The organism is Pseudomonas sp. BN515 (genome assembly GCF_029873155.1).
In the GTDB taxonomy this organism is placed as follows: Bacteria; Pseudomonadota; Gammaproteobacteria; order Pseudomonadales; family Pseudomonadaceae; genus Metapseudomonas.
In genome coordinates, this window is sequence record NZ_SSOH01000065.1 from 1 (window position 1) to 5,663 (window position 5,663).

At 64.3% G+C, this 5,663-nt stretch carries 4 protein-coding genes; 3 read left to right on the top strand and 1 reads right to left on the bottom strand.

Features of this window, described 5'->3' with window-relative positions:
* The coding region (locus E8E91_RS16225; protein WP_280376872.1) for a TauD/TfdA family dioxygenase at positions 1-528 on the bottom strand (528 nt) is incomplete at its 3' end.
* Between the two features lie 294 nt (positions 529-822).
* Between E8E91_RS16225 and E8E91_RS16230 the strand changes: the two genes are divergently transcribed.
* The 3 genes from E8E91_RS16230 to E8E91_RS16240 form a co-directional block, all read left to right on the top strand.
* Positions 823-2,427, top strand: a complete 1,605-nt coding sequence (locus E8E91_RS16230) for a response regulator (protein WP_280376874.1) — start codon at positions 823-825, stop codon at positions 2,425-2,427.
* Positions 2,428-2,535: 108 nt separating this feature from the next.
* On the top strand, positions 2,536-3,402 hold the full coding sequence (locus tag E8E91_RS16235) for a hypothetical protein (RefSeq protein ID WP_280376876.1): 867 nt from the start codon (positions 2,536-2,538) through the stop codon (positions 3,400-3,402).
* 60 nt (positions 3,403-3,462) lie between these two features.
* A partial coding sequence (locus E8E91_RS16240; protein ID WP_280376878.1) for an ESPR-type extended signal peptide-containing protein occupies positions 3,463-5,663 on the top strand: 2,201 nt, incomplete at its 3' end.

Genomic DNA, 5,663 nt, shown 5'->3' on the forward strand with positions numbered 1-5,663 from the left:
GTCCGGGTACATGGCCTTGAGCGCCAGGCGCTTCTCGACGGGCATGGCCGCGCCGAAGCTCGCCTCGATGCTGTGGCGGGCACGCAGGCCCTCGATGCGCTCTTTCACGTCTTGCGGCAGCTTCTCGTAGGCCAGCGCCATGTTCGCCCACATGGTGTCGCCGCCCACTGGCGGGCACTCCACGCAGCGCAGCACGCAACCCATGGGCGGTGCATCGCGCCAGGTGGCGTCGGTGTGCCAGGCGTTCTCGTAGCGGTCGTTGGGCTGGTCCGGGTCCTTGTAGATGCGCACCAGGCCCGGATGCTCCGGGTCGCTGCCGGCCACCGGGTGGTCTTCCAGCTCGCCGAAGCGGCGGGCAAAGGCCACATGCTCGGCGCGGCGGATGTCCTGGTCGCGCAGGAACAGCACTTTGTGCTGGAGCAGGAGCTGGCGGATTTCGGCGAAGAGGCCGTCGTCGTAAGCCGCATCCGCGAGGTTCACGCCGATCAGCTCGGCCCCGATACTGCAAGTCAGTTGTTCTACGCGCATCTTGTTGTTCTCCTCTGGCGAAGTTTGTTCGGACGGGCGAGCTGCTGGGGAGCGGGGCCCTCAGCTCAGGCCGCGAGGAGAAATCTAGGGATGGAGAGGGGGGAGACGACCATTCATTTGGTGACAGGGTTTTCGCAGTTCATGTCAGGATCCCGGCCGCCGGTGCAGGATCTTGTGTGGCATTGATCTGTGTCAGTTTTTTGCGGGGGTATGCCCTCAAACCAGGGCGCACGTTGCAGGGCGAGCCGATTGCCTATGCTTTGAGCACCTGAAGGACGAGCCGGGAAGGAAGCTATGGCTACGGTGCTCATCGCCGACGCCACGCCGATCGTGCGTGGCGCGCTGCGCGACCTGTTGGAGGAGATGGGACACCAGGAGGTGCAGGAGGCTGCTGACGTACCCACTGCGCTGACGCTGGCGCGGGAATGGAAGCCGCAGCTGGTGATCCTGGAAATCGCGCTGCCTGGCTCTGGTGGCCTCGATCTGCTGCGCCGCTTGCGGGCGCGGGATGCCTCCCAGAAGGTGCTGGTGTATAGCCGCCAGAACGCTGCCCATTTCGCTCCGCTGTGCTTTCGGGCGGGCGCCAGTGGCTTCGTCAGCAAGCAGGAGGACATGGCGAATCTGCGCAAGGCGATCAGCGATGTGCTGGCGGGCCGGGGTCATTTCGCGCGCGAGCATATGGAACCTGGCGGCGGCAACGAGCTGGATTGCCTGACGCCGCGCGAGTCTGCCGTGCTGCAGTTGATCGCCGAAGGGAAGACCAATCTGCGCATCGCCGAAGAGCTGAGGATCAGTTTCAAGACCGTCAGCACCTACAAGGCGCACCTGCTGGAAAAGCTTCACGTCAGCTCGAATGTCGAACTGGCCGAAATCGCTCGCCGCAACGGCCTGGTGGCCGGCCAAGAGCCTTCGGTGGGCGCGGTGGCGGCAGAGACCCTTCCCGTGGAGCTTGGCCTGTTGCGCAGCCTGGTGGATGCCGCTCCCACGCCGATGTTCGTGCGAACGACAGAAGGGCGACTGCTGTTCTGCAATCAGAACTTCCTCGATTACTACCGCATTAGTGCTGACGAAGCCCTGGGCTCTGGATTTGCCGAGGCCCGCTGGTTTCCTCCGGCCGTGCGCAAGACGCTTCCCGAAGGCTTCGCCCGCGTCGTCCGGGAAGGCGCCCCGATGGCGATCACGACCCGCGTGGAAATATTCGGCGAGGCAAGGGTGATGCATTACTGGATGGTGCCGTACCGGGACAGCCAGGGGCAGGCGGCGGGCATTCTCGGAGGGCTGCAGGACGTCACCGACAGCGAAGGGCAGTTGATCACCCTGCGTGATCAATTGCTCGCCGCCGAGGCTCAGGCGCGGCGGCAGGCAGATTTCTACAGGGAATCGTTGCAGGAACTGGCAGGGTGGGTCGCCGCGTTGGAGTTGCATCCGGCTACTCCTGGCCTGTCCGCCCTGACCGAGCGCCTGGAGCGGTTGCGGCGCCTGTGCCAGTTCCAGGAAAAATCAGTCGTACCCGCTGATGAGCCCTGCGACTTGCCGGCACTCATTGGCCGTTGCCTGGTCGGGCACCCGGAAACCCTGTTCGGCGTCCAGCAGATCGATGCCAGTCGCGTATGGCTGGATACCGGTACGTTCGCCGAATGGATGGCGACCACGCTCGGCCTTTTCCGGGTCGATATCGACAGCCCGGTCCTGATACGTCTCGAAATGCGTGTCCGTGGACAGGGCCGGGTTCACGCGCGCCTGGAAATATCGGGTCGGGCCGCGCCGGAAAGCATCATCGATCTCAGCCATTGCCAGCATCTGGCTGAGCATCTGGAGGGGACATTCGTCCAGGGTCGCCATGAAGGAGGGCTGGAGATCGAGTTCAGCCTGGCACTGCCCCAGGCCGAGTCGGTGTGAGTGATTGAGGAATTACTCTGATGGGCACTACAGGAGGACTCTGAGTTCGCTCGCGAAGAGCGCTGCATAGCATGTGTGCAACTCGATACCTTTTCAGGAGTTGCCACCATGACTCGTTTCCCGACCCTCTCCGTCACCCGCCGCCCGGGCACACTTTCCGTGCTGGCCCTGGCACTGTTCCTTGCCACCGGAGCCGCTACGGCAGCGCCGGCCAGCGCGCCGAAACAGGCCGCTGCCACGCACCAGGCCAACCAACCCAGAGAAGTGATCCAGCCGCTGGTGCTGCTGGCCCACCAGCAGTTGCTGGAGGGTGATCTCGCTGCCGCCCAGGCTCTGCTCCGCCAGGCCGGTGCCCGAGGGCAGGGCGGTACTCGCGCGCTGGCCGAGCAAGCCTTCATCGAAGATGCCAGCGGTCGCCACATGCGTGCCCGGCAGTTCTATGACGCCCTCAAGGACAGCGACCAGGCGGAGGTCATTGCTGTTCCTGCAGCGGTGAACCTGGCCGAGCTCGGCCGCTTCGAATCCTCCCGCCAAGCTTTCGATCAACTGCAACAGCATTCTGCCAACGCGCAAGTAAAGGCCTACGCAGGTCTCTGGAAGCTCTGGCTGGCTGCGCGCACCGCCAGTGATGCCGGCGTGAAGCCGCAGACCATCAAGGCGCGGGTGCAGAAGCTGGCCCGAGCCATCAAGCCGGCCACCGCGCAACAGCGTTCATTGCAGGCCCTGTACCAGGGCAAGACCGACGCTAGCGCGGTGTTCGCCGAAATCGACGCCCTGCAAGCCCCCGACGCGGTGAAGCGCGACCTGCGCACAGAAGCCGGGCTCTTTGCCGGTGCCTACCTCGATTACGTCCGCAAGGACCACGCCGGTGCGCTGCGCACCTACCAGCGAGCCCTCCAGCAGTCCCGCCCCACCGCAATGGAGCGCCCGCTGCTGATCCAGACCAGCCGCGCCCTGCAGCTGTCCTCGCGCTGATCCATTTCCCCGGAATTCTTCACTACTCGCCCCAGGGTTGCCCCCTGGAAGGAGCCCCTCATGAACAGGATTTATCGTGTCGTCTGGTCCAAAGCCCAGCACTGCTGGTGCGTGGCCTCGGAATACGCCCGTAGCGTCCGCAAGAGTGGTCGCGCCCTTGCCGTGCTCGGCCTCGGTGCCTTGAGCGGCCTTTACGGTCTGGATTCACAGGCCGCCGCCGGCTCCGCCACGGAGCGGGCCATCGCCGGGAATCCCGGCCTGTACGTCAACGACAGCAACGACTCGGGCTGTGTGTTCGTTCACGACACCGGTGTCAGCGGTGACATGGGCTGGAAGTACGACGGCAACAACAGCAACTGCAAGCCCAACGACAAGGCGACCCAGACCGGCCGGGTGCTGTTCTACGGCACCGGTTCCCAGGCCGATGGCACCAACTCGCTGACCCTGGGCAACGAGCTTTACGTCAACGGTGGCCGGATCGGCCTGAACAACAAGATCGATGGCAGCAACTCGATGGCGATCGGCAACGTCGGCACCGACGCCTTGGGCAACCCCACCGGCACCCGTGCCACCGGTGTGGACTCGATCGCCGTCGGCAACAACGCCGTGGCCAGTCAGCAGAACGCGCTGGCACTGGGCACTGGCGCCCAGGTGCAGGTCCAGGATGGCGTCGCCATCGGTTCCGGTTCGATTGCCGGGACCCACGCCGGTGCACCCGGCTATGTCCCGGGCGGCGCAACTCAGTCTGAGGTCGATGCCATTGCCGCCACCAACAGCACGCTGGGCGCCGTGGCCATCGGCGACGCCTCCAGCGGCAAGTTCCGCCAGCTCACCGGCGTTGCCGCTGGCACCCAGGACAGCGATGCGGTGAACGTGGCCCAGCTCAAGGGAATGGTCGGCAGCGCTACCGCCGATGCTGTGATGTACGACGAGGGCAGCCATAACAGTGTGACCCTCGGCGGCGACACCTACGACAGCAGCACGCACCTCGGTGGTACCACCATCACCAACGTGGCCAATGGCGTGAACGACAGCGACGCGGTCAACGTTTCGCAGCTCAACGACCTGGCTAATTCCCCGATCACCTTTGTCGGCAATGCCGGCTCGGTGGAGAAGAAGCTGGGTGAAACCATCGCCATCCAGGGGGCTGCCAGCACGGCCGGCAACTATTCGGGCAACAACCTGCGGACCGAGGTGGATGGCGCCGGCAACCTGCAATTGCTGATGGCCGATGACCCCACGTTCAATTCGGTGACCACTGGCGATACCACGATCAACAGCTACGGCTTGACCCTCAATGGTGGCCCGAGCGTCACCTTCGACGGCATCGACGCCGGCGACCGGAAGATCATCCATGTCGCCCCGGGCGATATCAGTGCCAACTCTTCCGATGCGGTCAACGGATCGCAGCTGCATGCGACCAACCAGCAGGTGGAGCAGAACACCGCTGACATCAGCAACGTCACCAACAACATCAACAACCTCAACTACGGTTCGAGCGGCCCGGTACAGCGTACCGGCACGGATCAGCTGTCGTTGATTGCGTCGGGTGGCGATGCTTTGGCTCCGGGGAATACGCAGGTGCTGACCAACATGGCAGCCGGCATGGTCAGCCCGAACTCCGTCGATGCGGTGAACGGCTCGCAGCTGTATGGCCTGGCCAGTTCCACAGCCAACGTTATGGGGGGCGGTTCGACGGTCAATGCGGACGGTTCGATCACCGCTCCGACCTACCATGTCGACGGCATGACGGTGAACAATGTCGGCGATGCCATCACTCATATCGATGGTCGAGTAACGCAGAACACCGTCGATATCAGCGCTCTCCAGCAAGACGCGCTGCAGTGGAACGGTGCGCTGGGCGCTTACGATGCCAGTCATGGCTCGGGTGAGCCGCAAAAGATCACCAATGTCGCCGCAGGTGAGCTCAGTGACATCTCCTCCGACGCGGTCAATGGTTCGCAGCTGCATGCGACCAACCAGCAGGTGGATGCCAATACCACCCACATCACCAACCTCGATGGCCGCGTGACCAGCGTTGAAGGCGACGTCACCAACCTCAAGGGCGATGTGACCAACCTGGATGGACGCGTCACCCACATCTACGACACCGGCACCAAGTACTTCCACGCCAACTCCACCGGCACCGACTCGGTCGCCTCGGGCGCGGACTCAGTGGCCATCGGCATGGGCGCGGTCGCCAGCCATGACGGCAGCATCGCCTTGGGCGCCGGCTCCGTCGCGGACGGCAGCACCCTCGG

Excerpts from the sequence above, each read along its gene's own strand:
- E8E91_RS16230 (WP_280376874.1), top strand. The coding sequence starts at position 823 with ATGGCTACGGTGCTCATCGCCGACGCCACGCCGATCGTGCGTGGCGCG.
- E8E91_RS16235 (WP_280376876.1), top strand. The coding sequence starts at position 2,536 with ATGACTCGTTTCCCGACCCTCTCCGTCACCCGCCGCCCGGGCACACTT.